Origin of the sequence: Massilia sp. DWR3-1-1 (genome assembly GCF_049898325.1) — a bacterium.
In the GTDB taxonomy this organism is placed as follows: Bacteria; Pseudomonadota; Gammaproteobacteria; order Burkholderiales; family Burkholderiaceae_D; genus JAFCUW01.
Map to the genome: position 1 here is coordinate 43,485 of NZ_JAFCXL010000006.1, position 23,585 is coordinate 67,069.

Below are 23,585 nucleotides of genomic sequence, written 5' to 3' on the forward strand. Positions count from 1 at the left end.
CTGCAAGTTTGCGCAAACCGAACCCGGCCATGCGGCGCCTGCGCTAGCGTGAAGACATCCACGCCGACGGGGGAGCGACCCATGTTGAATAGTTCAGTTCTGGAAGTTGCGATCGGCCTCAGCTTTTGCTACGCCAGCCTGGCCCTGATCGTCAGCACCGTCCAGGAGGCGCTGGCGTCGGCGCTGCACCTGCGCGCCCACACCCTGCTCGACGGCATCAAGACCATGCTCAACGACCCGCGCTTTAACGGCATGGCGCGGGCGCTCTACAGCCACGCCCTGATCAACCCGCACGACGACGGCCAAGCGGGCCAGCAGGACGCCCTCAAGCACAAGCCCTCGTATATCGAGCCCTTGCACTTCGCCATCGCCCTGATCGATACGATCGGGCGGGTACCGGGCAATATCGACAAGCTCGGCCAGGACATCGACACCCTGCGCGATCCCCAGTTGCGGCGCGCCCTGCAAGGCATTTATTTGCGCGCCAACGGCAACTTCACCGAGTTCGAGGATGGCGTCGCCGCCTGGTTCGACAGTGCCATGGCGCGCGTGTCGGGGGAATACAAACGCCGCTCGATGCTGGTGAGCGTGCTGCTGTCGCTGCTGCTGACGGTGCTGTTCAATATCGACAGCATCCATTTGTTCAAGGTCCTGTGGCAACACCCGGCGCTGGCGGCGCAGATCGCGGCGGTGCCGACGGCGGCCGACCGCGCCACCATCGATTTAATGTTCAGCTTGCCGATTGGCTGGCAGACCTTCCCGCCCGCCTTCGACGGCAGCTTCCTGCTGCAGGTGGCGGGCTGGCTCATCACCACCTCGAGCAGCCTGTTCGGCGCGCCGTTCTGGTTTTCCACCTTGCAGAAAATCATGCAGCTGCGCGGCACGGGCGCCAAGCCGGACGAGCAGCGCCCGCTGAGCGGGCCGCGCGGGGTCCGGCGCACCTGGAATGACTACGCCGAGGGCGGCCGGTAGGTGTCGACCAGGATGCTCGAGATTGACACGTGGGGAACTTTTTCCGGCCACACATCGTTGGGGCCGAACCAGCGCGCCTCGGCGATTTCATCGGCATCGACGCGGATCTCGCCGCCCGCGTAATCGGCGGTGAAGGCGATCATCAGGGAATGGGGAAACGGCCACGACTGGCTGGCAAAATATTGCAGATTGGTGACCGTCAGGCCCACTTCCTCGAACACCTCGCGGTGCACCGCTTCCTCGATCGACTCGCCCGCTTCCAGGAAGCCGGCCAGCGGCACGTAGCGGGTGGTGGCGGCCCGGGTGTGGCTGGCCATCAGGAAGGCATCGCCCTTGCGGATCAGCACCATCATGGCCGGCGAGATGCGCGGGTACGCCATGTTGCCGCAGCGGCTGCACTTGAAGCAGCGCTCGCCCGTGGCCAGTGCCATCGGGTTGCTGCACGCGCCGCAGAAGCGGTGCGTGCGGGCCCATTCGGCCAGTTGCGCGGCGCGCCCGGCCAGGCCGAGGATGTCGTCGTCCAGCTCGCCGAACAGCGAACGCAGGCCGCGCCAGCCATAGCCACCGGCCGGCACCGTGTCGCGTTCGACCCAGCCGGCCTGGACATAGCGTTCGCCCAGCAGGCCGACCGGCACCAGCTGGTGGGGGCCCAGTTCAAGCTGGGCCAGCGCGGCGGCGTCCGGCAGCGCCAGGTCGGCGTCGCGCACCAGCACCTGGTTGCCGTGAAAAATAAAGGTCAGCGCATCGGCATCGACGCGCGGCGCCATCAAGGGCGTGAAGGTGGCTGGAGTCTGGAGCATGGTGGCAAATTTTAAGTGGCGAGCGGCAATGATACCGGCTTTCCATGCGCGCCGCAGCGCCCCCGGCGAATGGCCGCCGCCCGCCTGCTCGCGCCGTTTAGCGCACGCAGCTGACGTAGGCGCCGTTGCTGTCGGCTTCGCCCACGACCACGGCGCCGCTGGCCAGGTTGACGGTGTTGTGGGCATTGGCCAGCGCGCTCGAGCCCGTCCACGTGGCGCCCAGCGTCCAACCCTGGCCTGCCAGCACGCCCGCTGCCGCCAGTTCCGTCAACTCGGCCTGCAGCGGCAGGCGCCAGCCGGTCAGCCCGCTGATGGTGCTGGTGCTGCAGAAGGCGTTGGCATTGGTCCAGCTGTCGATGCGGGTGACGGGCATGAAGGCCAGCACGCCGCGGCCGACGACGCTGCCAGCGGTGGCGGGGGCCACGCAGACGTTGCCCACCAGCGTGGCCGGCGCCGTGCAGGCAGGCGCCGTGACGCAGCTACCCGCCTGGTTCACTTGCGGCGCCGTGCACACGCGCACCTTGACGGTGAGCAGCGCGCTGGTGCTGGTGGGATTGTAGCTACCGAGCTCCGGCTGGCTGGCGGTGATGCTCGAGGTGCCCGACTTGACGAAGGTGACGACATTGCCGGCGACGGTGGCCACCAGGGGATTGCTGCTGCTGTAGCTGAACGGGGCCGGGCTTTTCGAGGTGGGCGCCGTCAGGGTCAGGGGGGCGTCGCCTTCGGTGGCCGTCAAATCGGGAAAATTGGTCAATGGCACGCCGTTGCCGCCGCCGCAGGCCAGCAACAAGGCGGCGCACAGCGCAGCAACAGCAATCAACAGGCGGTGTTTCATGATGGGCTACGCTCCGGAAAAAATATTGCTCGAATTATAAGCGAACGCGGCATCCACGCCCACCCAGTCTCCGCTCAGGTATCGTCGAGCGCGATCACGCGGTCGCCGTCGGCGGCCACGCAGCCGTCGGCGATCGGGGTCCAGCCCCGGTGCACCACCACCTGGCGGCTGTTGTGGCACAGCTCGATGCGCTCGCTGTCGGGCCAGCGGGCACGGGCGAAGCTTTCCAGCGTGGCAGGCAGGCTGATCGCCAGTTGCCGGGCACGCCGCGCCGCCGGCGGGTGGTCGTCCAGGTGCACGAAGGGCACCAGCGGCGCGATCCACATCAGGTAGCGCGAGGGCACCAGCACGGGCGCGGGCGCGTACGGCGCCGCCGCCAGCCAGGCTTGCGCGCGTTCCCGTAAATCGTCGCCGTCGGCCAGGTCGCCCCAGGCGGCCGCCATCAGCTCGGCAATCCACTGGTTGCAGTTCTGGTAGCGCAGGCTGAACGGGTAGGCGGTGGCGCTGTAGGTACTGGCCAGCAGGCGCAGGGCGCGCGCGCTGTCGAGGGTGGCCGCGTGCAGGGTGGCCGCCGCTGCGGGCGGCAGGCGCACGATCGACACGTAGCCGAGCGCGGGATTGTCGATGCCCATGGCGAAACCGGCCATGCCCTGATCGAAGATGCGGGGGCGCCCTTCGTCGCAGGCGTAATACAGCTGGCGCGCCGACCAGGCGCCGGTGGCCGCGCGCCACGCCACCCCCGTATGCGAATAGCGAATGTTGAAACGGGATAGGTCCAGGCCGGAGCGGCTGACCAGCACGCCGCCGTCCGTGGCGCCCTCCGATGGCGCAGCCTCGCCGCCCAGCTCGGCGCGCACGATGGCGGCAAAGCGCAACAATTTGTCCTGCTGGTCCGCGCTGAGCGGCTGCAGGCGGTCACAGAAGGCGGGCGAGCCGGACTGGGCACTGGCGGCGCCGCTGGCCAGCAGCGTCACCAGCGCCAGCGGCCGCCGCCACCTCACAGAGTGACCTTGCGGGCGGCCAGTTCGTTATAGACCTCGTCGGCCAGCACCAGGAAAAAAGCCTGGCGCCGGGCACCCTCGCCCTGGGCGAATTCGAGGCCATACGCGCGGTTTTGCACGTGCACCAGGGCGCCGCCGGCGAGGGCCTGGCGCTCGACGATGGTTTGCGGCAAGTCGAGCACGATGCGGCGGGTCGCATCGTCACCCAGTTGCATGGCCAGGCGGGCGCTGTTGGCGCGACCCGGGGTGGGCGTCACTTCCAGGATCTGGTAGGTGCCATCGGCGCGGCGGTTGTTGTTGTTGTTGGTCGAACTGTTGCTCGATCCTTGCAGCGAATCGGACACGCTGCCGCTCGAGGCCGAGCCGGCGCTCGAGGCGGACGAGGCGACGCTGTCGGCATGGGCCAGCGGCGCGCTGGCGGCGGCGGCGAAAACGGCAGTGAGCAGGGCAGCGCGCAGGCGGATAGTCGAGGTCATGAAAACTCCTGAGGGGGTGAAACGGACGAGAGCATAAAAAATATGCCGCCTAATATAGCAGGGCGCACCGCCGGTGGCGACCGCCGAGCGGGGGTGTTACAAAGTGGCGCCCGGCCGCAGCGCCGCCTCGCCCGTCAGGGCCAGCGGCAGCGCGCGCGCCCAGCGGTTCGACGACAGGGAAAAGCTCAGCGCGCGCACCTGGTGATACCAGCCGGCCGGCACGTAGAGCATGTCGCCCGGTTCGACAATGCACTCGATGAACGTGGCCTGGCGGGCCAGCGGAAACTGCGCGAAATCGGGCGCTTCCGGATCGACGGGCGAGCCGAACAGCAGCGAATTGGCTTCGCGCACGTACAGGAAGGCGTCGTGATGGGGCGGCGCCAGCACGATGCGCTTGGTGCCCCAGATCTGCGCAAAGATGTTGTCGTCGAAATCGCAGTGCAGGGGCGTGACGGTGCGCGCCGGGCCGATCCAGAACCGGGGCGGCCCCATCTTGTCAAAATACGCCGGCCAGTGGCACAGGCGGTTCAGTTCGCGCAAGGCCAGGTTGCCCAGGTAGGGCGGCAGGCCGGGCGCGTCGGCCTCGACCAGGTCGAGATACTCGCCCATCGACATGTCCTGCATGGCGCGGTCGGCGGCGAAAGCGGTGTTGATGTAGTCGCCCACCCGCGCCCGCACGGGCAGGCCGGCAAATTGCTCGCGCAGCACGGCCGGGGCCAGGCTCGTCAAGGGCCAGCGCCCGACGATGCCGGTAATAATAAAAGGCAGGCCCTGCGCGGCGCGCGCGCGAAAGGCCGCCCCGTCGAGCCGCTGCAGGCGTTCAATCGCAGTGATGGACGGCAACGAGCGGGCGGCCAGCTTGATGGCCTCGCGCATGGCGTCGATCGACGAGACGGCGCGGATGGCCGCATCTTTCTGCGCGCGGGCCTGCTGCTCGGCCAGCGCCTGCGCGGGCGTCGCCGGCACCGCTTGCCGGGGCGGCAGGCGGCTGGCGGGCGCTTCTTGCTCGGGAAGGTGGTTCGTTGCCATCACTGCTTTCAGGTTCAGGCGGCCGCACCGTCGGCGCCGCAAGAACGCGATGATAAGGCAAACGGGCCGGCCCGCGCGGCGAGAGCTTAAAGCGACAGCACCATGGTGCGCGGGCAATGGTCGCTCGTTTCGATGCGTTGCTGCTCGAACGTGAACACGGGGGTCTTGACCGAGGTGGGCGCCTGCTTCTGCCGGGCCAGCAGGGTGCCGCTCATGACGATGTGATCGAGCCCGGTAAATCCCTTGCACGCCGCATCGAGCTGCTTGAGCGGCACCTGGTGCAGCGCCGGCGTGCCATCGGCGATTTCTTGCCACAGATAGCTGGTGCGCACGTAACCGGCGGCGTCGGGCAGGTTGTCCGAGGCCGGCAGGCTGTGGTCGGTGCGCACCTCGTTGGCCGGCACATTGGCCTGCAGTTCCTCGTCGATGCGGCGGTTGAAGTCGCCCAGCAGCACGAAGTCGGGGCTGGCGCGCGCCACCGTCTTGATCCACTGTTCCAGGATCGGCACCTGGCGGTTGAGCACCCGGCAGGCCGGGTCCGGGTCGCTGAGCTTGCGGCCTGGATAGCGTCCGCTGGACACCAGGTTGGCGCAACTGGCCTTGAGGTGGACGTTCATGAACGTCAGCGGCTTGCCGGCAATCTGCAGCTGCAGGGCCAGGCCGGGGCGTACCGCGTGCGAGGCGGGGTCGGCCGGGTCTTCCTTGACGGCCAGGGCGGCATGGGTGGTGCACACGCCGGGCATGCTGCTCAGGCTGCGATCCCAGGCGAAGCCGACCGTCTGGAACTCGTCATGGGCCGCCACGCAGGTGGCAAAGCGCGCCGCATGCTTGCCCAGCATGTCCTCGATCACGGCGACCGAGCGGATTTCCTGGAACGCCAGCACCTTGACATCGTCGGTGGCGATCAGGTCGCCGATGGTCTTGCGCATGGCGTCGAGCTTGCGCTGGTAATCGGCCGCCGTCTCGACGGGCGCCGTGCCGGGGCGCGAGTACGCCGAGCATGGCGCGATCAGGCCGCCGGGGGCCAGGCGCGCCGTCGCCGCCCGGGTATCGGCTTCGCATTGCTGCGCCAGCTTGACGCTGTCCGGCGTCGCCACCGTTTCGCCGGGGCGGCGCTGGGGCCGCGTGTTGCACCACGACACGGCGGTGCACACCTGGTGGTGCAATTGATAGTCGCTGGCGCTGCCGGCCCAGGCGCCGTTGAACGAGGTGACGCCGAACTGCACGCCGCCATCGGCGTAAGCGGAACCAGCGGGCAGGACGCCCAGGGCCGCGACCAGCAGCATGATGTTTTTCATAAGGATGCCCTTTGTCTGGTGATTTCTCTAGCGCGACTGTAGCGCATTTTGGCGGGCCCTCGCATGAGAAAATATGGCCACATGACACCGACCGAACTGCCTCCTGCGATCGAATTGCAGGCTGAGACTTTAATCCGCGATACGGGCGCGCGCCTGACGCGGCCGCGCACCCGTGCGCTGGCGTTTTTGCTGACACAGCCAGCGCCCCTGACCCACCATCAAATTCACCAGCAACTGCCCGGCGAGGCGCTCGACGCCGTCACCCTGTACCGGGTGCTCGAATGGCTGACCGAGAATGCGCTGGCGCACCGCATCCTCGGCGCCGACCAGGTCTGGCGTTTCAGCGCCAAGGGGCAAACGGGCCATGCCGGCCACGATCACGCCCATTTTCAGTGCACCAGCTGCGAGTCGGTCACCTGTTTCACCGATGTGCCGGTACCGCGCCGGCCCAAGATGCCGGCCGGCTTCACCAAACACGAAGTCGATTTCCTGATCAAGGGAATCTGCCCCCTGTGCGGCAAGCAATAGAAAAATAGCCTCAGGCGACACCCTCACGGCGCCTCGCGGCCGGCAGCGGCAGGCTTGCGCGCCAGGCACAGGTAGCCCAGCAGCGCTCCCGCGACGAGGGCGATGCCGCTGCTGGTGAGCACCAGCTGGTTCGCCGCCAGCGCACCGTGCTCGCGCGTGACGATGGCGTACAGGGCCGTGGTGTACGACAAGGCCACCACCACCCAGCCGACCGCGCGCCGATAACGCAGCGCGCCGGCGCGGGCGCTGGCCTGGCGCAGCAGGCGCACCATCAAGCGGCTGTCGACGGTGTCGGAGATGGCCATGCCAGCCGTAAATACCAGGCCAGCCAGCAGCGCCATCGCGCTGCCGCCGCCGGCAGCCGTGGCGTAGGCCCAGAACACGGCCTGGGTGGCCGTCTCGAACACCAGCGCGAACACGATGCCGGTGCCGACCATCGCCAGCGGGTGCGAACTGTTGCGCAGGCGCGCCGGCAGCAGCTGGCGTTTCCAGCCGCGCGGCTGGTAGCTTTGGCCATTGCGTTGTCCATTGAGCAACTCAACCACATTGAGCGTGCCCACCGCGATCAGCAGCAGCGCCGGCAGCCACTCGATGACCAGGCGTAGCGCCGCAGGCACGCTGATGCCGGCCGTGAATTCTCCCACCAGCACGGCGATGGCGGTGACGGTCAGGCCGTGCCCCAGGGCGAACAGGGTGCCGGCCCAGGGCGCCACGCGCGAGGCGGGCCGCGCGTCGAGCGTGCGGTACACCATGTTGTCGATCATGGCGATGTGGTCCGGATCGAGCCCGTGGCGCAAGCCCAGCACCAGCATCAGCGCCAGCCCCGATACCGGCAACAGTTGTGTTTCCATGCCGCTCCCTATTGCGTTTGCAAACCCCGGCCGTCAAGGCCCGTCGCGGCGGCGCCGCAGCAGCAGCGCGGCCAGCCCCAGCATCAGCGCGCCGGACAGGCACTGCACGGCGAGCGCGGGCAGCACCGACGATCCGGCGGCGCTCGCCGGTACGAAGCGGGGCGTGCGCGCGGCGTCGGCGGCGCTGAGCGGGCGGTCGCCAAAGATATAAGGATAATGGAAATTGCGCACCGTCTCATGAAAAGCGGCGATGCGGTCCTGGTAGGCCAGTTGCGCCTCGAGGTCGCTCAGCGAAGGGTGTTGCACTTGGTTTTAGAGGCTGCCCTTTCCATAGGTGAACACTATAGGAAGCAGAGATAACTTTTGGAAATATTATAATAATAAAAAAGCCGCACCAATTAAGGTGAGGCTTTGTGTTGTTTACATTCCTAAACTTGTTACGGTCTAGAACGGGATATCGTCGTCCATGTCCGAAAAATTCGGCGCCGGTTTTGGCTGCGGGCGGGCGGCCGGGGCCGGTGGCGCCTGGCGCTGCTGCGCTTGCGGACGGCTTGGCGGGGCGCTGTCGTAGCCGCTGCCGTCGTCCATGCCGCTGTCGCCGCCCATGCCTTGACGGCCGCCCAGCATTTGCATGTTCTCGGCGACGATGTCGGTCGCGTATTTTTCGACGCCGTCCTTGTCCGTGTATTTACGGGTTTGCAGGCGGCCTTCGACATAGACCGACGAGCCTTTTTTCAGGTACTGGCCGACGATTTCGGCCAGGCGGCCGAAAAACGAGATGCGGTGCCATTCGGTCAGCTCTTTTTGCTCGCCCGTGTTCTTGTCTTTCGACTTGTAGCTGGTGGCCACGGCGATGTTGGCGATGGCGTCGCCGCTGGGCATGTAGCGAATTTCCGGGTCGCGGCCGAGATTGCCGACGATGATGACTTTGTTGACTGAGGCCATGTGGTACTCCAATGGATTTTTGTGAACCCTGACACTGCATGTGTCCGAACGTCAGGGAGTGGGCGCCCGAAGGCAGTGGCTATTATATCGTGTGCCATATCGTGCGCGATGGTCAAATTGCCATCGCCCCCCTGTACCGGGCGGCGATTCGCGGGCGCCCCTTCGGCTTTGCGCGCACGCACGGGCGAGCACAAAAAAACCCGTCATTTATTTTACTTTTGTAGCTGCTTTGCCATTGGAAATCTGCAAATTCCGCCCATCTGGCAAGGCTGTCCCTGTTGCGCCCGTCCCCATGGCCACGCCAGGGGCATGCGGCCTCGGCGGCGTCGGTGGTATGACGCCGCGCAACAAAAACCGCTATAGTGATACGTTCTCTTTTTGGCCCGCCTGTCGCGTCAGACGTCGAGCGCCGGCCTCGCACCTTTACCTGAAAGCCAGCCCGTTTAAATGGATGAAATTCGTATTCGTGGTGCGCGCACGCACAACCTGAAGAACATTAACCTCGACCTGCCACGCAACAAGCTCATTGTCATTACCGGCCTGTCCGGCTCGGGCAAATCCTCGCTGGCCTTCGACACCCTGTACGCGGAAGGGCAGCGTCGCTACGTCGAATCGCTGTCGGCGTATGCGCGCCAGTTCCTGCAACTGATGGAAAAGCCCGACGTCGACCTGATCGAGGGGCTGTCGCCGGCCATTTCGATCGAGCAGAAAGCGACCTCGCACAATCCCCGTTCGACCGTCGGCACCGTCACCGAGATCCACGATTACCTGCGCCTGCTGTACGCGCGCGTGGGCACGCCGTATTGCCCGAATCACCCGGAACATCCGCTGGCGGCGCAAACCGTCTCGCAGATGGTCGACGCCGTGCTGGAAATGGCGGAAGGCACCAAGCTGATGATCCTGGCGCCCGTGGTGGCCAACCGCAAGGGCGAGCACGTCGACCTGTTCGCCTCGATGCAGGCGCAGGGCTTCGTGCGCTTTCGCATCCAGAGCGGCACGGCCGAGGGCCGCGTGTACGAAATCGACGACATGCCGAAGCTGAAGAAAACCGAGAAGCACACGATCGACGTGGTGATCGACCGCATCAAGGTGACGGGCGACATCAAGCAGCGCCTGGCCGAGAGTTTCGAGACGGCCCTGCGGCTGGCCGATGGCCGCGCCATGGCGCTGGAAATGGACAGCGGCGCCAGCCACATGTTTTCGAACAAATTCGCCTGCAACGAGTGCGGCTATTCGCTGCAGGAACTCGAACCGCGCCTGTTCTCGTTCAATAACCCGATGGGCGCCTGCCCCGAATGCGATGGCCTCGGCCATATCGAGTTTTTCGATCCCAAGCGGATCGTCGCCTTTCCCAACCTGTCGCTGGCCTCGGGCGCCATCAAGGGCTGGGACCGGCGCAACCAGTTCTATTACCAGATGCTGTCGAACCTGGCGGCGTTCTACGAATTCGACATCGACATGCCGTTCGAGAAGCTGCCAGAAGCGGCGCGCCTGGCCGTGCTCAATGGCTCCGGCAAGACCAGCATCCCGTTCACCTACGTCAACGAGCGAGGCCGCACGGTGGTGCGCGAGCATACCTTCGAGGGCGTGGTCACCAATTTGCAGCGGCGCTACCGGGAAACCGATTCGATGGCCGTCAAAGAGGAACTGGCCAAGTTCATCAACGAGAAGCAGTGCCCCGCCTGCGACGGCGCCCGCCTGCGGGTGGAAGCGCGCTACGTCAAGCTGGGCACCGGCAAGCAGCAGCGTGCCATCTACGAGATCGCCAACAAGCCGCTGCGCGCCTGCCTCGATTATTTCGAGAAGCTGACCTTGAAAGGGGCGAAAAAAGAGATCGCCGACCGCGTCGTCAAAGAAATCATCTCGCGCCTGAAGTTTCTCAATAACGTGGGGCTCGATTACCTCTCGCTCGACCGCAGCGCCGATACCCTGTCGGGCGGCGAAGCCCAGCGCATCCGCCTGGCCTCGCAAATCGGCTCCGGCCTGACGGGCGTGATGTACGTGCTCGATGAACCGTCGATCGGCCTGCACCAGCGCGACAACGACCGCCTGATCGAAACGCTCAAGCACCTGCGCGACATCGGCAACAGCGTGCTCGTCGTCGAGCACGACGAAGACGCCATCCGCACCGCCGATTACATCGTCGACATGGGCCCGGGCGCCGGCGTGCACGGCGGCGAAGTCATCGCCGAGGGGACGCTGGCGCAGATCCTCAAAAACAAGAAGTCGCTGACGGCGAAGTATCTCAATGGCACGCTGAAAATCGAGGTGCCGAAGCAACGCCACATCGCCGATCCGAACCGCCAGCTGGTGATCACGAATGCGACGGGCAACAACCTGAAAAAGGTGTCGCTGAACCTGCCGGTCGGCCTGATGACCTGCGTGACGGGGGTGTCCGGCTCCGGCAAATCGACCCTGGTCAACGACACCCTGTATCCGGCGCTGTCGCGCCACTTGTACGGCTCGCAGACGGAACCGGCGCCGCACGATGCGATTAGCGGCCTCGAGCACTTCGACAAGGTCATTTCGGTCGACCAGGCGCCCATCGGCCGCACGCCGCGCTCCAATCCGGCCACCTACACGGGCTTGTTCACACCCATCCGCGACCTGTTCGCCACCGTGCCGTCGGCCAAGGAGCGCGGTTACAGCGCCGGGCGTTTTTCCTTCAACGTCAAGGGCGGCCGCTGCGAAGCCTGCCAGGGCGATGGCGTGATCAAGGTGGAAATGCACTTCCTGCCCGACGTGTACGTGCCGTGCGACGTCTGCCACGGCAAGCGCTACAACCGCGAAACGCTCGAGGTGCAGTACAAGGGCAAGAGCATCACCGAAGTGCTCGACCTGACGGTGGAAGATGCCCACGAGTTCTTCAAGCCCGTGCCGGTGATCGCCCGCAAGCTGGCGACCCTGCTCGACGTGGGCCTCGGCTACATCAAGCTGGGGCAAAGCGCGACGACGCTGTCGGGCGGCGAGGCGCAGCGCGTCAAGCTGTCGCTCGAATTGTCCAAGCGCGACACGGGGCGCACCCTGTACATTCTCGACGAGCCCACCACCGGCCTGCACTTCAAGGACATCGACCTGCTGTTAAAAGTGATGCACCGCCTGCGCGACCAGGGCAACACGCTGGTGGTCATCGAGCACAATCTCGACGTCATCAAGACAGCCGACTGGATTGTCGACCTGGGGCCGGAAGGCGGCGCCGGCGGCGGTCGCATCGTCGCCTTCGGCACGCCGGAGCAGGTGGCGGTCAATCCGGAGAGCGTGACGGGCAAGTACCTGGCGCCGCTGCTGCAGTAAGCATCAGGGCCAGCGACGCACCATAAAAAAAAGCCGGGACGCACAGCGCCCGGCTTTTTTCATGCTGCGTCTGGTCCTGCGTGGCGCAGGCACCCCGCGCTGCCATGCGCCCTTCCCTTATGACGCCATGCGCCTTTGCAGCGTTTTTCTCGTCTCGATCAGCTCCTGCGGCAGGTGGTACGCCAGCTTGTCGAACAACTCGTCGTGCAGCTTGACTTCCTCCTGCCAGGCGGCCGCATCGATCGAGGTGATGTTCTCGAACTGCTCGCGGGTAAACGCCAGGCCGTCCCAGTTCATGTCCTCGAACGTGGGCGTGATGCCGAACAGGTGCTCGACGCCGCCGGCCTTGCCTTCGATCCGGTCCAGCATCCACTTGAGCACGCGCATATTGTCGCCGAAGCCGGGCCAGACAAAGCGTCCCGCGTCGTCGGTGCGGAACCAGTTGACGCAGAAGATAGCGGGCATCGTGTCCGGGTTTTTCGCGCCCAGGTCCAGCCAGTGCTGGAAGTAGTCGCTCATGTTGTAGCCGATGAAAGGCAGCATGGCGAAGGGATCGCGGCGCACCACGCCCACCTTGGCGGCGGCGGCGGCGGTCGTTTCCGAGCCCATCGTGGCGGCCATGTACACCCCTTCGATCCAGTTGCGCGCCTCGGTCACCAGCGGCACCGTGGTGGAGCGGCGTCCGCCGAAAATAAAGGCGGACAGGGGCACGCCGGCCGGGTCGTCCCACGACGGGTCGAGCACGGGGTTTTGCGTGGCCGCCACCGTGAAGCGCGAATTCGGGTGCGCCGCCTTGGTGCCGGAGGCGGGGGTCCAGTCCTGGCCCTGCCAGTCGATCAGGTGGGCGGGCGCCTCCTTCGTCAAACCTTCCCACCAGACGTCGCCGTCGTCGGTCAGGGCGACATTGGTAAAAATCGTGTTGTCCTTCATCGACGCCATGCAATTGGCGTTGGTCTGCTCGTTGGTGCCGGGGGCCACGCCGAAATAGCCCGCTTCCGGGTTGATGGCGTACAGGCGGCCGTCGGCACCCGGCTTGATCCAGGCGATGTCGTCACCGATGGTCGTCACTTTCCAGCCTGCGAAGGCGGCTGGCGGAATCATCATGGCGAAATTGGTCTTGCCGCAGGCGGAGGGGAAGGCGGCGGCCACATAGTGCTTCTTGCCTTCGGGCGACTCGACGCCCAGGATGAGCATGTGCTCGGCCAGCCAGCCGCTGCCGCCCGCTTCGGCTTCCTGCTTGCCCATGTTGGAGGCGATGCGCAGGGCGAAGCATTTTTTGCCCAGCAAGGCGTTGCCGCCGTAACCGGAGCCATACGACCAGATCTCGCGGCTTTCCGGAAAGTGCACGATGTACTTGGTGGCGTTGCACGGCCAGGCGACGTCCTGCTGGCCGTCCGCCAGCGGCGCGCCGACACTGTGCACGGCTGGCACGAAGGCGCCGTCGCTGCCCAGCACGTCGTAGACCGCCTTGCCCATGCGCGTCATGATGCGCATGTTGACGGCGACATACGGCGTGTCGGACAGCTCGACGCCGATGTGGGCAATGGGCGAACCGAGCGGCCCCATCGAGAACGGCACCACGTACATGGTGCGCCCGCGCATGCAGCCGTCGAACAGGCCGTGCAAGGTCTCGCGCATGGCGGCCGGAGCGATCCAGTTGTTGGTGGGACCGGCCTGCTCTTTCGTTGCGCTGCAAATATAGGTGCGGTCTTCCACGCGGGCCACGTCGGACGGATCGGACAGGGCCAGAAAGGAGTTCGGCCGCTTGGCGGGATTGAGCTTTTTCATGGTGCCGGACGCGACCATCTCGGCACACAGGCGGTCGTATTCCTCGTCGGAGCCATCGCACCAGTAGATGCTGTCGGGCTTGGTCAGCGCGGCGATTTCGGCCACCCAATTGATGAGAGCCTGGTGTTTGATATAAGCTGGAACGTTCAAGGCGGCGACGCCTTGCAGGACAGGTTGGTTCATTTTACCTCCAGTGCAATAAAGAATGCTGGTCGACGCGCTCGCGCGGGGCGCTGCCATCGATGCCGGCCGCGCCCCTGCGACGGGCTGCAAAAGGCGGGGCAGCGCGTCCGGATGCGGGCGATTGTACCCCCCAAAACGGTGCAAAAATCGTCAAACCGACAAAAATGTAGTAATAATAGTTGACTGATGTAGTAGGCTATTTCACCCGGGCGTGAACCCTGTTATTTCCCTACGAAGTTTTCTTACCATTGTGGCAATGCATATGAAAATAGCTGTTCTCGACGACTACCAGGATGCGGTGCGTCACCTGGCGTGCTTTAATTTGCTCGACGGGCACGAGGTCAAAGTGTTCACCAACAGCACCCGCGGCATCGGCCAGCTGGCGATCCGGCTGGCGCCGTTCGATGCGCTGGTGCTGATCCGCGAGCGCACGGCGCTGCCGCGGGCCCTGCTGGAAAAACTGCCGAACCTGAAACTGATTTCGCAGACGGGCAAGGTGGCTGGCCACATCGACGTGGCGGCGGCGACCGCGGCCGGCATCGCCATCGCCGAGGGGGTCGGCTCGCCCGTGGCGCCGGCCGAACTGACGTGGGCGCTGATCATGGCGGCCAGCCGCAAGATCGTGCCATATGCCAATAACCTGAAAGACGGCCTGTGGCAGACCGCCTCGATCAATCCGGCGCTCAACACGCTGGGCGTGGTGCTCAGGGGACGCACGCTGGCGATCTGGGGTTACGGCAAGATTGGCAAGCTCATCGCCGGCTACGGCAAGGCCTTCGGCATGCGCGTGCTGGTGTGGGGGCGGCCCGACAGCCTGGCGGCGGCGGCCGCCGACGGGTACCAGGTGGCGCCGTCGAAGGCGGCCCTGTTTGCCGAGGCAGACGTGCTGACAGTGCACCTGCGGTTGGTCGAGGCCACCCGCGCCATCGTCACGGGCGAGGACCTGGCGCGCATGAAACCGTCGGCGCTGTTCGTCAATACCAGCCGGGCCGAACTGGTGGAAACGGACGCGCTGGAGACGGCCTTGCGCCAGGGCCGGCCCGGTCAGGCCGCCATCGACGTGTTTGCCAGCGAGCCGCTGGCGCCGGATGCGCCCCTGCTGCGCATGCCCACGGTGCTGGCCACGCCCCACCTCGGTTATGTCGAGCAAGACAGCTATGCCCTGTATTTCGAGGCGGCCTTGCGCAATGTGCAGCAGTTTGCCGCGGGCACGCCCAGCAATATCCTCAATCCGGCCGCCTTGACGATTTGAACACTGCCAGGCCTTGACAGCGCCCCGTGAAACGGCGATCTTGCAGTTGTGCCATGTTCCACATGGCTGCCTGATCACCACATTCACCGGGAAAAACATGAAACGTTTCGTCGCGCTGTGCACGGCAATACTGATGGGACTGGTCTCGCCAGCGGGCCAGGCCGACCAGGGCAGCAATTATTTCAACAACAAGGGCCGCAGCGACGTGCTCGCGGGCGGCGTGCGGATGATACCCATCACCACGCCCAGCGGCACCTTCAAGGTCTGGACCAAGCGCGTCGGCAACAATCCCACCATCAAGGTGCTGCTGCTGCACGGCGGCCCCGGCGCCACCCACGAGTACTTCGAGGCCTTCGACAGTTATTTTCCCGGCGCCAGCATCGAGTACTACTATTACGATCAGCTCGGTTCCAGCTACAGCGACCAGCCCGACCAGCCGGCGCTGTGGGAACTGCCCCGCTTCGTCGAGGAAGTCGAGCAGGTCAGAATCGCGCTGGGTTTAAACAGCAGCAATTTTTATGTACTCGGTCACTCGTGGGGCGGCATCCTGGCCGCCGAGTACGCGCTCAAGTACGGCAAGAACCTGAAAGGGATGATCATCTCGAACATGATGATGAGCATTCCCGCCTACAACGCCTACGCCGACAAGGTGCTGATGCCGGCGATGGACCAGAAGGCCCTGGCGACGATCCTGCAGATGGAAAAGGACCAGCAGACCAGCGATCCCCGCTACATGGAACTGCTGGGCCCGTATTACGAAAGCCACATCCTGCGCAAGCCGCAAGCGCAGTGGCCGGAACCGGTCACGCGGTCGTTCGCCAAGATCAATCCGAAGGTGTACGTGCCGCTGCAGGGCCCCAGCGAGATGGGCTCGCACGATTCCAAGCTCGAGCACTGGGACCGGGTGGCCGACTTGCCGAAAATTAGCGTGCCCACCCTGGTCATCGCCGGCGCCCACGACACCATGGAGCCGGCCCACATGAAGATGGTGGCGGCGCGCCTCAAGCGGGGCCGCTACCTGCTGTGTCCGGAAGGCGGCCACCTGGCCATGTACGACGACCAGCAGGTGTATTTCACGGGGCTGATCCGCTTTTTGAAGGATGTCGATAGCGGCAAGTTCTGAAGCGGCCCTACTTTTCCGCCGTCAGGTCGACACCGGGCGCGAGCACGATGGTGCGCGGCGCCGGCATCACGTGGGCGCGCGTCCACAGGCCGGCCCAGCCGGGCGGCCAGGCAATCGGCGCGCCCGCATACGGCGGCAACCCTGCGCGCACGCCGATCACGGGCACGGGCGGCACGTCCTTCAAGCCGTCGGCGGTGGCCTTTTCCATGTCCAGGCTGTACATATAGCTGGGCAGCAACTGCGCGCAGACATCCTTGAACCAGGCCGTGTGGTCCTCGTCGCGGCCCAGCGCCTGGGCCAGCCCCTGCGGATCGAACCTGGCCAGCGCCGTGATCAGTTCGTCCGTGCTGGCGCCCGGCGAATCGCCCCATCCCATCACGGGATTGACGTTGTAGTCGGCGCCCGAGCCATACCAGCCTTCGCGCCAGGGCCGCTGCATCCAGTCGCGCTTGCCCGTAAACAAATGCCAGCGCCAGTGCAGGCCGGACGGCTTGGGCCAGGAGTACAAATACAGTTTTTGATAACCGGCCTCGTGCAGCGCCGCCACCATCGCCATCAGGCGCGCGTGGGGCATGCGGTCGGGCGGGGCGCGGCGGAACAGGATCGCTTCGCCGTCGGCGTGCTGGACGTCGTCGGTGGACAGGTTCAGGTCGAGCGTGCGCTGCTCGCTGCCGAAGCGGGCGCTGATCCAGCCCGTGAGCAGGTTGACGTGGACGATCACCCCATAACCGCGGTGGCGATGGAAAATGACGGTGCCGGGAGCAAGCGTTTTCATCAGTCGTGTGAGGGTGTTGGGCAGCAGTGGGGGAACGCTGACGAAGATTCTAGCGCAGTCGCTGTCAGATTCAAGCGCTTTGCGCTTTTTCGACAGGGGCCTTGCCAGGCGCTATCATGACGCCTGTTATTTCACGGGACTTCAACCATATCATGAGCTTGCGCATCATCGCCACCGGCGGCACCTTCGACAAACATTACGACGAACTGACGGGCACCCTGGGCTTTGCCGACAGCCACCTGCCGGCCGCGCTGGCGCGCAGCCGCATGACCATCGAAGCCGTCCTCGAGCAATTGCCCCTGCTCGATTCGCTCGACATGCAGGACGCCGACCGCCAGCGCGTGCTGGCGGCCTGCCAGGCGGCGCCGCAAAGCGCCATCGTGATCGTGCACGGCACCGACACCATGAAGGAGACGGCCGCCGTGCTGGGCGCGGCCGCGCTGGGCAAGACCATCGTGCTCACGGGCGCCATGATCCCCTACGAGATCGCCAATTCGGACGCCCTGTTCAACTTGGGCTTTGCCGCCGGCGTGGCGCAAACCTTGCCGGCCGGCGTCTACGTGGGCATGAACGGCCAGGTGTTTGCTTGGGACAATGTCACCAAGAACCGCGCAGCCGGGGTGTTTCAGCCCTTGTAGGGGCCACGCCGCGGCGCGCTTACGCCTTCGCTTCGCCGCCCAGTGCTTCGACGATATCGGCCATCATCTTCGCCAATTCACCCGTCATCAGCATCATATCGTTATCGAAACGCTCTTCGTCGTTGCGGGTCGAGGTATCTTTCTCGGTGATTACGTCGAGCGCTTTGATGCCCTTGATGGCCAGCGATTCGGTCAACACGAACGAGACCTTGTCGTCCCAGGTCATGGCCAGGCGCGTGCACTGCTTGCCGGCGGCGATGTGGCGGCGGATATCGTCCGCTTCGAGCGCGTGCTTGACGTAGCGCACGGCGGCCTTGCTCTCGCCGGTGGCGCGCAATTCCGTGTCCTGGTCGATGGTGAAGCCCACTGGCGCTTCATCCGTTTCCAGCCAGGCCGTCATGACGGCGACGGGCGAGCGCTGCACGCGCAGGCTTTCCAGCGGCATCTTGTCGATCGCCTTCAACAACAGCTTGATGACGTCGTCGGCCTTGGCCGGGCTGGCGGCATCGACCACCAGCCAGCCGTTGACGGGATCGATCCAGGTAAACACATTGCTGCGGATACTGAAAGCGCGCGGCAGCAGTTCGTCGGCCACGCGTTCTTTCAGTTCTTTCATGGCCTTCTTGCCCGGCGCAAAGCCCTGCGCTTCTTCCAGCTCGGCGGCCTTGGCCTTGGCGACCTGGTTGATGACGGAACTGGGCAGCAGTTTCTTTTCCGTGCCCAGCTGGATCAGCATTTGCTTGTTGACGGTATGCACCAGCTGACCATTGCCGCGCGGCGAATCCCAGCCCTGGCGCAGCAATTCATTGCTGGTGGCGGGCACAAAACTGCCCGGTTCGAGGGCTTTTTCGAGTTGTTCCGGGGTGAAATTCCACGGGGCTGGCAGGCGGTAAATCTGGAGATTCTTAAACCACATAATTGATGTCCGGTTGATTCAGGATGGTGACGTTACGACAGGAGGAACGCCATTCTACACGCTCGATGGGGCGGCAAATGGCGCGGTGAAAGAGATCAAACATTTATGCCCGCGAACAGCGACAGTTGCTCCCGGCTGGCTTCTTCGCCCAGGCGCACGCCCACACCGAGCAGGCGCACGGGCCGGTTTTTTCGCAGAAAACCGGTTTCCAGCAGGTGGGCGAACTGGACGATGTCGGGCGTGGTGCCCAGGCATTCCACGGTGGTTTGCTGAAAATCGCTGAACTTGATCTTGGCAAACAACTTGTGAATATGGCGGCCCGCGTCGGCCCGCGCGATGCGACCCAATAAACTGTCGAACAATGCCGGCAGGGCCTGCTGACAGGCGGGCAGATCGGGCAGGTCGACCGTGTAGGTTTCTTCGCAACTGACCGATTTGCGTTCGCGCTCGCTCGACACCTCGCGCTCGTCGATGCCACGGCACAGATCGTGCAGGCGCCCGCCAAAGCTGCCGAAATGGTGTTGCAGCTCCTGCATGCTGCAGCCGCGCAGGTCGGCGCAGGTTTGCACGCCCAGGCCGTGCAATTTGGCCGCCGTCACCTTGCCGACGCCGTGCAGCTTCTTGACGGGCAAGGCAGCGACGAAGGCGTCGACCTGGTCGGGCCGCACCAGGAACAGGCCGTCGGGCTTGTTCCAGTCGCTGGCGATTTTCGCCACGAATTTATTCGGCCCCACCCCGGCCGAGGCGGTGATGCCGACGGTGTCGACGATGCGCTGGCGGATTTCCTGGGCGATCAGGGTGGCGCTGCCCTTGCAATGGGGCGAGCCGGACACGTCCAGGTAGGCCTCGTCAAGCGACAGCGGTTCGACCAGATCCGTGTAGTGGCCGTAAATGGCCAGGATCTGGCGCGAGGCGACCCGGTATTTTTCCATGTTCGGCCGCACCACCACCAGCGCCGGGCACAGCTTGAGGGCCTGGGCGGTGGCCATCGCCGAGTGAATGCCGTAGCGGCGCGCCTCATAGTTGCAGGTGGCGACGACCCCGCGCTGATCGGCCCGCCCACCGACGGCCAGCGGGACCTCGCGCAAGGCGGGGTTGTCGCGCATCTCGACGGAAGCGTAAAAGCAGTCGCAATCGCAATGGATGATTTTTCGGGCCGGGGCGTTCACGCTGGGAAATAAACCACTGTAAATGCATACAGTATATCAGAGCGGCCTTTGCGGCAAGGCAAAGCGTCGAATGAACTGGGCAGGCGGCGCGCGATCCAACCAGGACGACGGCAAGCGGCGCACTGCTTGCCCCACACCTTGCCACCTCACGTTTTCGCATCGGATCCCAGCATGTCCATCAACGCCCTTGGCGACCTTGCAGCGACCGTTTATCTGATTGGCTGTCACGGCGATCGTCGCGCAGCGATTTTTCACGACGACACCGATCGCCGCAACTGGCTGGGCGTGCTCGCCCATGTCTGCCTGCGACACCGGTGGCGCGTCTACGCCTTCTGTCAAATGGGCAATCACTACCAGCTGGTGGCGGCGCCGTTGGCAGCGTCCTGGCGCGGGGGCATACACGAGCTGAACAAGGTGTACTCGCAGCGCTTCAACGCACGCCATCGTTCGCCCGGTCAGCGCTGGCAGGTGCGCTTGCAGGGGCAGTGCCTGCACGACCCCGCGCAGGTGCTGGAACTGGCGCGCCATGTCGTGCTTGAGCCCGTGCGGGCGGGTTTGGTGGCAACCCCCGGTGGATGGCCGTGGAGCAGCTATGCGATGACCTGCGATCCAGCCCTTGCGCCGCCCTGGCTTGCAACGGAGTCGATCCTGGGGCGATTCGCTGCGACCCACGCGGACGCGGTGGCGGCCTACCGCCGCTTCGTCGCCGATGGCTGCGGCAGCCGTGCCAGCACCCCGGCGCTAACGGTTGCTGCCGCCGAAAAATAAAAAAAGCCACGGTGCAAACCGTGGCTTTCTGGGGAGAAGCGGCAAACTGTTAGAAGTTGCCCTTGAACTGCACACCAACCACCCGCGGCTCATTGGTAAAGCCCGTCAGGTTATTGAAATCGATGCCGCCGGTGACACGGCGGGTGTCGCCGATGTTGCGGCCGAAGGCAGCCACTTCATACTTGCCGTTGCTGAAGATGTAACCGACGCGCAGGCCCGTTTCGGTCAGTGCCTTGCCGGTAAATTCCACCGCTTCGTACAGGAAGAAGTTGACCTTGCTGCGGTGCGACACGTCGACCAGGGTGTAGAGCTGGCCGTCGGCCAGGTTCCACTGGTAGCGCGCCGAGGCGTTCAAGGTCAACTTCGGTGCTTGCGGCAGCGGGTTGCCATCGATGACGACGCGGCCGGCGGCGTTGATCGGATCGGTGATGGTGCACTGGGCGCACTTGTTCACCGACAGGGACGCGTCCTTGATCTCGGTGAAGTTGTAGCTGCCGCCGGCGGTGACCTTGAAGTCGCTGGTAATAAACGCTTCGAAATCGACTTCGGCGCCGCGACCGGTGGTCTTGGCGGCGTTGATCAGGCGGTTGACGTTCGAATTGCCACCGACCACGGTCAGCTGCTGGTTTTTCACCTCGAAGTCATACACGCTCAAGGCAACGCGGCCACGACGCTCGAACAGATCGGCCTTGATGCCCGCTTCGAACGAGGTGATGGTTTCGGCGTCGGCCACGGTGATGGGCACCGATGCCGAGGCGGCGGCGATACTCGGGGCGCGGAAGCCCGTGGCGGCGCGGGCGTAGACGTTGACGTCCTTGTTCAATTTGTAGCTCGTGCTCAGGTCCCAGTTGACCTTGTGCTTGCTCTCGTTGACCGACGATGGGCCGATCTGCACGACGTTGACGGCCGAGACCGTATTGAAGTCTTTTTCGTCATTGGTGTAGCGCAAGCCGCCACGCACGGTCCACAGCTCCGACAGCGCGTAGTTGACCGAACCGAAGGCGGCCCAGGCGGTGTTCTTCTGGTGGCTGGCCAGGTGCGAGGTCTGGGCGCCGGTGGTGCTGTTGAAGTTGTCGCTGTAGCCGTTGGCATCTTCGTTGAAGTAGTACAGGCCGGCCTGGTAGTTGAGCGGGCCGGCGTCTTTCGACTCGATGCGCAGTTCCTGGGTGTATTGCTTGACGCCGGTGATGCCGCCAGCGGTTTCGACCTGGAAGGGGATGAAGCCGGGGCCGGCAGGGGTGCCGCCGTCGATATCGCCGCGGCTGAGGTAGCGGTTGACCTGTTCGAAGCCCGTCACCGAGTACAGCTTGACGGCGCCCAGGTCCCACGACAGGCGCACGTTGGCGCCGCTGGTCTTGAGGTTCTGGAAGTTTTGCGCGTTCGAGACGATCTTGTCCAGATCGAGGCCGGCGGCGATGTCGTTGCTGCCCTTGGTGATCAGGTTGGCGCGGAACAGGCGCGCGCTGCCGGTGGTCATACGCTGGTGCACGTTGAACAGGGCGTTGAAGGTGCTCGAGGGCGTGTACAGGAACTGCAGGCGTTCGGCGTGCTCGTTGTAGCCGTCGAGTTCACCGGTCTTGGTGGTGAAGGCCGTGTCCGCGTAATTGTTGACGTAGTTGTCGCGGTGCTGGCGCAGGGCCGAGAAGCGCATGGCCCATTCCGGCGACAGCGGCACGTTGACGGCGCCGTCAACATTGATGGTTTTGTGCGACGCGACGCTGGCGTTGTAGTAGCCCTCGACCTTCTTGCTGTTCGGCTTTTCCGATTCCAGCTTGACGACGCCGGCCGGGGTATTGCGGCCGAACAGGGTGCCTTGGGGGCCGCGCAGCACTTCGACGCTGGCGACGTCGAAAATCGGGTAGCCCTTCAGGATCGGGTTTTCCTGGACGACATCGTCGTAGATCAACGAGACCGGTTGCGAGGCGAAGGTATTGAAGTCGGTATTGCCGTAGCCGCGGATATAAAAGCGGGGGAAGGTACGGCCGTTGGACGATTCGACGTTCAGGCTGGGCACCTTGGCGGCCAGCACGCGGATGTCTTCGCCGCCCGAGACGATGGTGTCGAGGCGCTCGCCCTTGAGGGCGGTCACGGAGACCGGTACTTCCTTGATGTTTTCCGTACGGCGCTGCGCCGTGACGGTCACCGATTGCAACTCGGGGGCGGCGGTGGTGGATTGCGCGAACGCGGCACCGGCTGGCAGCAGCGTGGCAATCGCCAGCGCGGCGCCGTGGGCGCGCAGCACGCGCTGGTGCATCTTGGACAGCTTGATCATGTGGATTTCCTGGAATAAGGTGAATGTGCCTGCATCAGAATTACAACGTCTGTCCCCACCATGCCCGGGCGTTCCGCATCCTGAGGATGTCTTTCACGCGCCTTCCCAACAGCAAGCGGGCATTTTCTTTCATTGTGTGCAATAGAAGCAAGCCTCAGTTTCGCCGACGTATGTCCACTACAACAAAATTGCCCGATCTTTACACCCGGCCTTTGTCCCCATTTTAAAAAAATCCTTGCGCGTCACGAATTCTTTGGATATGATTCGGGCCTCTTCAGACGTGGTGACAAACGTCGGATGCAGTTGAAATGAAGTGTGCGGGCGCTTAGCTCAGTTGGTAGAGCGGAGCCCTTACAAGGCTTAGGTCGGGAGTTCGAGCCTCTCAGCGCCCACCAAGGACTGCATCATGATCCGCAGGCTAGATCAAGTAATACGGAGTGGTAGTTCAGTTGGTTAGAATGCCGGCCTGTCACGTCGGAGGTCGCGGGTTCGAGTCCCGTCCGCTCCGCCAGCATCAAAGAAAAAGCCCCGCTTGTCGGGGCTTTTTCTTTGTGCGGAAGATTATCGTGGTCAGAGGACTTCCCCTGCGGGAAGTCCGGCTTGGGACTCGAAGCGATTCGCTTACAAGCGAATCGGCAGCCTACAGCATGTAGGCGAGTCCCGTCCGCTCCG

21 protein-coding genes and 2 tRNA genes are annotated in these 23,585 nt (G+C 64.6%); 9 read left to right on the top strand and 14 right to left on the bottom strand.

Features of this window, described 5'->3' with window-relative positions:
* The first annotated feature begins 81 nt into the window (after positions 1-81).
* Complete coding sequence (locus tag ACP7EY_RS07920; RefSeq protein ID WP_426192186.1) at positions 82-972, top strand: hypothetical protein; 891 nt, start codon at positions 82-84, stop codon at positions 970-972.
* On the opposite strand, the gene nudC is transcribed toward ACP7EY_RS07920, so the two are convergent.
* The 6 genes from nudC to ACP7EY_RS07950 form a co-directional block, all read right to left on the bottom strand.
* A complete protein-coding gene (gene nudC, locus ACP7EY_RS07925; protein WP_426192188.1) occupies positions 951-1,772 on the bottom strand; it encodes an NAD(+) diphosphatase in 822 nt (273 codons plus the stop codon). The genes ACP7EY_RS07920 and nudC overlap by 22 nt on opposite strands.
* 97 nt (positions 1,773-1,869) lie before the next feature.
* Positions 1,870-2,607 (bottom strand): hypothetical protein, encoded by a 738-nt coding sequence (locus tag ACP7EY_RS07930; protein ID WP_426192190.1) that lies wholly within the window; start codon positions 2,605-2,607, stop codon positions 1,870-1,872.
* 74 nt (positions 2,608-2,681) lie between these two features.
* Positions 2,682-3,608 (bottom strand): DUF2145 domain-containing protein, encoded by a 927-nt coding sequence (locus tag ACP7EY_RS07935; RefSeq protein ID WP_426192192.1) that lies wholly within the window; start codon positions 3,606-3,608, stop codon positions 2,682-2,684.
* A complete protein-coding gene (locus tag ACP7EY_RS07940; protein ID WP_426192193.1) occupies positions 3,605-4,084 on the bottom strand; it encodes a hypothetical protein in 480 nt (159 codons plus the stop codon). Before ACP7EY_RS07940 ends, ACP7EY_RS07935 begins: the two co-directional genes overlap by 4 nt.
* A gap of 96 nt (positions 4,085-4,180) precedes the next feature.
* Positions 4,181-5,113: a cupin-like domain-containing protein gene (locus ACP7EY_RS07945; RefSeq protein ID WP_426192195.1), complete on the bottom strand. Its 933-nt coding sequence runs from the start codon at positions 5,111-5,113 to the stop codon at positions 4,181-4,183.
* A gap of 86 nt (positions 5,114-5,199) precedes the next feature.
* Complete coding sequence (locus ACP7EY_RS07950; protein ID WP_426192197.1) at positions 5,200-6,411, bottom strand: hypothetical protein; 1,212 nt, start codon at positions 6,409-6,411, stop codon at positions 5,200-5,202.
* Between the two features lie 81 nt (positions 6,412-6,492).
* Here ACP7EY_RS07950 and ACP7EY_RS07955 point away from each other — a divergent pair, with 81 nt between their 5' ends.
* Complete coding sequence (locus ACP7EY_RS07955) at positions 6,493-6,939, top strand: Fur family transcriptional regulator (RefSeq protein ID WP_426192199.1); 447 nt, start codon at positions 6,493-6,495, stop codon at positions 6,937-6,939.
* Positions 6,940-6,962: 23 nt separating this feature from the next.
* Here the strand turns inward: ACP7EY_RS07955 and ACP7EY_RS07960 are convergent, their stop codons facing one another.
* From ACP7EY_RS07960 to ssb, 3 genes are all read right to left on the bottom strand, one after another.
* A complete protein-coding gene (locus ACP7EY_RS07960) occupies positions 6,963-7,790 on the bottom strand; it encodes a hypothetical protein (protein ID WP_426192201.1) in 828 nt (275 codons plus the stop codon).
* A 33-nt stretch (positions 7,791-7,823) separates the two neighbouring features.
* Positions 7,824-8,096: a DUF3526 domain-containing protein gene (locus ACP7EY_RS07965; RefSeq protein WP_426192203.1), complete on the bottom strand. Its 273-nt coding sequence runs from the start codon at positions 8,094-8,096 to the stop codon at positions 7,824-7,826.
* Between the two features lie 138 nt (positions 8,097-8,234).
* On the bottom strand, positions 8,235-8,735 hold the full coding sequence (ssb, locus tag ACP7EY_RS07970; RefSeq protein WP_426192205.1) for a single-stranded DNA-binding protein: 501 nt from the start codon (positions 8,733-8,735) through the stop codon (positions 8,235-8,237).
* 447 nt (positions 8,736-9,182) lie between these two features.
* On the opposite strand from ssb, the gene uvrA reads away from it, so the two are divergent.
* Positions 9,183-12,029, top strand: coding sequence for an excinuclease ABC subunit UvrA (uvrA, locus tag ACP7EY_RS07975; RefSeq protein WP_426192207.1), 2,847 nt, complete (start codon positions 9,183-9,185; stop codon positions 12,027-12,029).
* 117 nt (positions 12,030-12,146) lie between these two features.
* Here uvrA and ACP7EY_RS07980 read toward each other — a convergent pair whose 3' ends face one another.
* Positions 12,147-14,000: a phosphoenolpyruvate carboxykinase (GTP) gene (locus tag ACP7EY_RS07980; protein ID WP_426192209.1), complete on the bottom strand. Its 1,854-nt coding sequence runs from the start codon at positions 13,998-14,000 to the stop codon at positions 12,147-12,149.
* Positions 14,001-14,262: 262 nt separating this feature from the next.
* Here ACP7EY_RS07980 and ACP7EY_RS07985 point away from each other — a divergent pair, with 262 nt between their 5' ends.
* Complete coding sequence (locus ACP7EY_RS07985) at positions 14,263-15,252, top strand: D-2-hydroxyacid dehydrogenase family protein (protein WP_426192211.1); 990 nt, start codon at positions 14,263-14,265, stop codon at positions 15,250-15,252.
* A gap of 97 nt (positions 15,253-15,349) precedes the next feature.
* Positions 15,350-16,375 carry a proline iminopeptidase-family hydrolase gene (locus ACP7EY_RS07990; protein WP_426192213.1) on the top strand — a complete coding sequence of 342 codons (1,026 nt, stop codon included), beginning with the start codon at positions 15,350-15,352 and terminating at the stop codon, positions 16,373-16,375.
* Positions 16,376-16,382: 7 nt separating this feature from the next.
* Here the strand turns inward: ACP7EY_RS07990 and ACP7EY_RS07995 are convergent, their stop codons facing one another.
* Positions 16,383-17,150, bottom strand: a complete 768-nt coding sequence (locus ACP7EY_RS07995) for an L-asparaginase (RefSeq protein ID WP_426192215.1) — start codon at positions 17,148-17,150, stop codon at positions 16,383-16,385.
* Positions 17,151-17,302: 152 nt separating this feature from the next.
* Between ACP7EY_RS07995 and ACP7EY_RS08000 the strand changes: the two genes are divergently transcribed.
* Positions 17,303-17,788 carry an asparaginase domain-containing protein gene (locus ACP7EY_RS08000; protein ID WP_426192546.1) on the top strand — a complete coding sequence of 162 codons (486 nt, stop codon included), beginning with the start codon at positions 17,303-17,305 and terminating at the stop codon, positions 17,786-17,788.
* A gap of 19 nt (positions 17,789-17,807) precedes the next feature.
* Here ACP7EY_RS08000 and ACP7EY_RS08005 read toward each other — a convergent pair whose 3' ends face one another.
* Complete coding sequence (locus ACP7EY_RS08005) at positions 17,808-18,704, bottom strand: recombination-associated protein RdgC (protein ID WP_426192217.1); 897 nt, start codon at positions 18,702-18,704, stop codon at positions 17,808-17,810.
* A gap of 95 nt (positions 18,705-18,799) precedes the next feature.
* Positions 18,800-19,852: a DNA polymerase IV gene (dinB, locus tag ACP7EY_RS08010; RefSeq protein ID WP_426192548.1), complete on the bottom strand. Its 1,053-nt coding sequence runs from the start codon at positions 19,850-19,852 to the stop codon at positions 18,800-18,802.
* A gap of 192 nt (positions 19,853-20,044) precedes the next feature.
* On the opposite strand from dinB, the gene ACP7EY_RS08015 reads away from it, so the two are divergent.
* Positions 20,045-20,641 carry a transposase gene (locus ACP7EY_RS08015; RefSeq protein ID WP_426192219.1) on the top strand — a complete coding sequence of 199 codons (597 nt, stop codon included), beginning with the start codon at positions 20,045-20,047 and terminating at the stop codon, positions 20,639-20,641.
* Between the two features lie 49 nt (positions 20,642-20,690).
* On the opposite strand, the gene ACP7EY_RS08020 is transcribed toward ACP7EY_RS08015, so the two are convergent.
* Positions 20,691-22,913: a TonB-dependent receptor gene (locus ACP7EY_RS08020; RefSeq protein ID WP_426192221.1), complete on the bottom strand. Its 2,223-nt coding sequence runs from the start codon at positions 22,911-22,913 to the stop codon at positions 20,691-20,693.
* Positions 22,914-23,232: 319 nt separating this feature from the next.
* Here ACP7EY_RS08020 and ACP7EY_RS08025 point away from each other — a divergent pair.
* Positions 23,233-23,308 (top strand) — tRNA-Val (locus ACP7EY_RS08025).
* A 39-nt stretch (positions 23,309-23,347) separates the two neighbouring features.
* Positions 23,348-23,424: transfer RNA gene (locus tag ACP7EY_RS08030), tRNA-Asp, on the top strand.
* The last annotated feature ends 161 nt before the right edge of the window (positions 23,425-23,585 follow it).

Excerpts from the sequence above, each read along its gene's own strand:
- ACP7EY_RS07920 (WP_426192186.1), top strand. The coding sequence starts at position 82 with ATGTTGAATAGTTCAGTTCTGGAAGTTGCGATCGGCCTCAGCTTTTGC.
- nudC (WP_426192188.1), bottom strand. The coding sequence starts at position 1,772 with ATGCTCCAGACTCCAGCCACCTTCACGCCCTTGATGGCGCCGCGCGTC.
- ACP7EY_RS07930 (WP_426192190.1), bottom strand. The coding sequence starts at position 2,607 with ATGAAACACCGCCTGTTGATTGCTGTTGCTGCGCTGTGCGCCGCCTTG.
- ACP7EY_RS07940 (WP_426192193.1), bottom strand. The coding sequence starts at position 4,084 with ATGACCTCGACTATCCGCCTGCGCGCTGCCCTGCTCACTGCCGTTTTC.
- ACP7EY_RS07945 (WP_426192195.1), bottom strand. The coding sequence starts at position 5,113 with ATGGCAACGAACCACCTTCCCGAGCAAGAAGCGCCCGCCAGCCGCCTG.
- ACP7EY_RS07950 (WP_426192197.1), bottom strand. The coding sequence starts at position 6,411 with ATGAAAAACATCATGCTGCTGGTCGCGGCCCTGGGCGTCCTGCCCGCT.
- ACP7EY_RS07955 (WP_426192199.1), top strand. The coding sequence starts at position 6,493 with ATGACACCGACCGAACTGCCTCCTGCGATCGAATTGCAGGCTGAGACT.
- ACP7EY_RS07960 (WP_426192201.1), bottom strand. The coding sequence starts at position 7,790 with ATGGAAACACAACTGTTGCCGGTATCGGGGCTGGCGCTGATGCTGGTG.
- ssb (WP_426192205.1), bottom strand. The coding sequence starts at position 8,735 with ATGGCCTCAGTCAACAAAGTCATCATCGTCGGCAATCTCGGCCGCGAC.
- uvrA (WP_426192207.1), top strand. The coding sequence starts at position 9,183 with ATGGATGAAATTCGTATTCGTGGTGCGCGCACGCACAACCTGAAGAAC.
- ACP7EY_RS07980 (WP_426192209.1), bottom strand. The coding sequence starts at position 14,000 with ATGAACCAACCTGTCCTGCAAGGCGTCGCCGCCTTGAACGTTCCAGCT.
- ACP7EY_RS07985 (WP_426192211.1), top strand. The coding sequence starts at position 14,263 with ATGAAAATAGCTGTTCTCGACGACTACCAGGATGCGGTGCGTCACCTG.
- ACP7EY_RS07990 (WP_426192213.1), top strand. The coding sequence starts at position 15,350 with ATGAAACGTTTCGTCGCGCTGTGCACGGCAATACTGATGGGACTGGTC.
- ACP7EY_RS07995 (WP_426192215.1), bottom strand. The coding sequence starts at position 17,150 with ATGAAAACGCTTGCTCCCGGCACCGTCATTTTCCATCGCCACCGCGGT.
- ACP7EY_RS08000 (WP_426192546.1), top strand. The coding sequence starts at position 17,303 with ATGAGCTTGCGCATCATCGCCACCGGCGGCACCTTCGACAAACATTAC.
- ACP7EY_RS08005 (WP_426192217.1), bottom strand. The coding sequence starts at position 18,704 with ATGTGGTTTAAGAATCTCCAGATTTACCGCCTGCCAGCCCCGTGGAAT.
- ACP7EY_RS08015 (WP_426192219.1), top strand. The coding sequence starts at position 20,045 with ATGTCCATCAACGCCCTTGGCGACCTTGCAGCGACCGTTTATCTGATT.
- ACP7EY_RS08020 (WP_426192221.1), bottom strand. The coding sequence starts at position 22,913 with ATGATCAAGCTGTCCAAGATGCACCAGCGCGTGCTGCGCGCCCACGGC.